This is a genomic window from bacterium (assembly GCA_027622355.1).
Lineage (GTDB): Bacteria > UBA8248 > UBA8248 > UBA8248 > UBA8248 > JAQBZT01.
The window spans coordinates 1-2681 of the sequence record JAQBZT010000333.1 but is presented as its reverse complement, the minus strand read 5'-3'; the positions used below and the strand labels follow the sequence as shown (position 1 = coordinate 2681).

The following is a 2681-nucleotide window of genomic DNA, read 5'->3' as shown; positions in this document are numbered from 1 at the left end:
CCCCCGCCGCGCTCAGGGTGTTGAAGCGCGGCGTGTGCGCGAGGCCGTATTCGATGGTGTCCACGATGAGGCGGAGCGAGGGCTCGGGCGGGAAGATCCAGGTGCCGCGCGCGGCGTACTCCTTCAGGATGTCGTTCTGGATGGTGCCGGTCAGGTTTTGCGGATCGACGCCCTGTTTTTTCCCGACGGCGATGTACATCGCGTAGAGGATTGCGGCAGTCGAGTTGATGGTGAAGGAGGTGCTGATCTTATCGAGGGGGATCCCGTGGAAGATGGTCTCCATGTCGTCGAGGGTGTCCACCGCGACGCCGACCTTGCCGACCTCGCCCGCGGCCCGCTCATCGTCGCTGTCGAGGCCGAGCTGGGTCGGGAGATCGAGGGCGACCGAGAGCCCGGCGTTTCCCTGCGCGAGCAGAAAGCGGTAGCGCGCGTTCGTCTCCTCGGGGGTGCCGAAGCCCGCGTACTGGCGCGATGTCCAGAGGCGCTCCCGGTACATCTCCGGGTGGATGCCCCGGGTGTAGGGATACGCGCCGGGGACTTCCTTTTCAGATTCCGGCGGGCGGTCCTCGGGACGATAGACAGCCTCGATCGGAAGCCCCGCGCGCGTCTCGAATTTTTTTTCCTCGGGCATTTCTTTAATCCTCGAACTTTTGACTCCCGAACTTTTGACTCCCGAACTTTCGATTCCCCGAACTTTCTATTTATTAAGTTTTCTACTCTCGAACTTTCTACTTCTTAAATTCGGGCGCGCGCTTTTCGATGAAGGCGCGGATGGCCTCATCGTGACTCGCCGAGTTCCAGAGGGTGGAGAAGATCTCGGTTTCCTTCTCACTGGCATCCGCCAGAAACGCCGCGTCCAGAGAGAGAAAATACTTCTTGATGGCGCGGATGGCGGGGGCGGGGGCCTGGGCGATCCCCGCCGCCATCCGCCGGGCCTCCGCCAGCCCCTCTCCCTTCGGGACCACCGTGTTGACGAGGCCGATCCGCTTTGCCTCCTCCGCCCGGATCTCGGGGGCCGCCGCCAGTAGTTCCATCGCCTTGGCGTGGCCGATCAGCCGGATCAGCCGCCCGCCGCCGCCCCAGCCCGTCATGAGGGCGATGCGCGCCTGCCGGAAGGCGATCCAGGCGTGGGACTCCATGACGCGGATGTCGCAGGCGAGGGTGATCTCGGCCCCGCCGCCGAGGGCGTAGCCGTTCAGCACGCAGATGAGGGGGACGGGAAGGTGCGCGAGGCGGCGGAGGATGTCCTGCATCCGGCGGCTCATGGCCGCGCCCTTTTCGGGGGTGTCGAAGGAGCGGAGCCACTTCAGGTCGCCCCCCGCGCAGAAGGCCTCCTCCCCCGCGCCGGTCAGAAGAACCGCGCGCAGCGAACCCTCCGCCGCGAGGCGGTCCGCTTGCTCGGAGAGGCCGTCCATGATTTCCGCGTCCACCGCGTTGCGCACGCCGGGGCGGTTGAGGGTGAGGGTGGCGACGCCGTTTTCGGTCTCGCAAAGCAGGTGGGCCATGGCTTCTCCGGTGACTGGGGCCGGAGCAGGGCCTACCAGTACTTCTCGTAGTGGATGTTCCCCTTGGTCTGGCCGTAGTCCATCGTGAAGCCGCGCGCTTCCATGATCTCGATGACGCCCTTTTTCCCCTCGGGCCAGGTTTTCTCCCCGTCCTTGATCTTGGGGATGCCGATCATGGCGGGGTTGCCGCACAGGAAGATGTGGGTGTTCTCGGCCTTCATCTCGCGGCCGATCTTCTCCTCGAACTGGCCGGAGAGGATGTAGTCCTGCACGTAGACCTTGTTGTGGAGGGTGTCGGTCTCGCGGGTGGTGAGGGCGTGATAGGTGAGGTTCGGGTATTTTTTTTCGAGATCGCGGTAGATGGCCTCGTAGGCGAGGTCCTCCTTGTAGCGGACGACGTTGAGCGAGGCGATCTGCCCCTTGAAGCCCTTCCGCAGCAGCTCCCAGATCATGAAGTTGTGGGGTCCCTCGCCGGTGCCGGTGCCGCCGAAGACGATGAGGGCGTCGTCGCGATCGCGGATCTCCTCCATGAGCTCGAGGGTGTACTCGCCGGTGAATTTCTGGCCCATGTTGATCCGGTCGCCCGGCTTTTTCAGGAACAGGCGAGGGGTGAGGCCGGGGGCGGGCTGGCCCTCCTCCCCGGTGACCATGACGATGTAGAACTCCAGGAAGTCGAGCTTCTCCGCCTCGAAGAGCTCGCCGCTATCGTTCACGACCGGGTGCGAGACGGAGTAGGCGCGGCGGACGAGGCGCCGGATTTTCTTCTCATCGTGCGGCTTTTCCTTCAAGGCGTCTTGGTGGCGCGCCTCCCAGTAGCCGAGGCCCAGGGTGGTGTACTGGCCCGGGTGGAAGTCCGGGATCGGGAAATCGGGCTTCACCCGGAAGGCGGCCAGCGTCTCGTGCCCCCAGCGGATGTCCACGATGGTGGCGTTGTAGTGTTTTTCGGCCAGTTCCTTGATGTCACTTTGTTCGAGCATTCCGCCTCCAGCGACTTTTCGGATAATAGATGAAGAGGGCCGCCCTCCGACTATGGGAAATATTACAGAACCTTGCCGGACATGGGTACCCCGGCCGGGGAATTTGAGGCGATCTTGCGAAGTGCTCAGGAAGTGCTCAAGGAGGCGCGCTCAGGAGGCACTCAGGAGGCGGCGGGGCGTCCGCCCGCGCGGGCATCGG

At 64.2% G+C, this 2681-nt stretch carries 3 protein-coding genes; all 3 read right to left on the bottom strand.

The window, feature by feature from the left end:
* On the bottom strand, window positions 1-631 hold a 631-nt coding region (locus O2807_14355), incomplete at its 3' end, for a methylmalonyl-CoA mutase family protein (protein MDA1001685.1).
* A 97-nt stretch (window positions 632-728) separates the two neighbouring features.
* Entirely contained in the window at window positions 729-1505 is a 777-nt protein-coding gene (locus O2807_14350; protein MDA1001684.1) for an enoyl-CoA hydratase-related protein, read from the bottom strand.
* Window positions 1506-1537: 32 nt separating this feature from the next.
* On the bottom strand, window positions 1538-2482 hold the full coding sequence (locus tag O2807_14345; GenBank protein MDA1001683.1) for a ferredoxin--NADP reductase: 945 nt from the start codon (window positions 2480-2482) through the stop codon (window positions 1538-1540).
* Window positions 2483-2681 lie beyond the last annotated feature (199 nt).

What these genes read in the sequence shown, in the direction of transcription:
- O2807_14350 (MDA1001684.1), bottom strand. Translation starts at nt 1,505, where the DNA reads ATGGCCCACCTGCTTTGCGAGACCGAAAACGGCGTCGCCACCCTCACC.
- O2807_14345 (MDA1001683.1), bottom strand. Translation starts at nt 2,482, where the DNA reads ATGCTCGAACAAAGTGACATCAAGGAACTGGCCGAAAAACACTACAAC.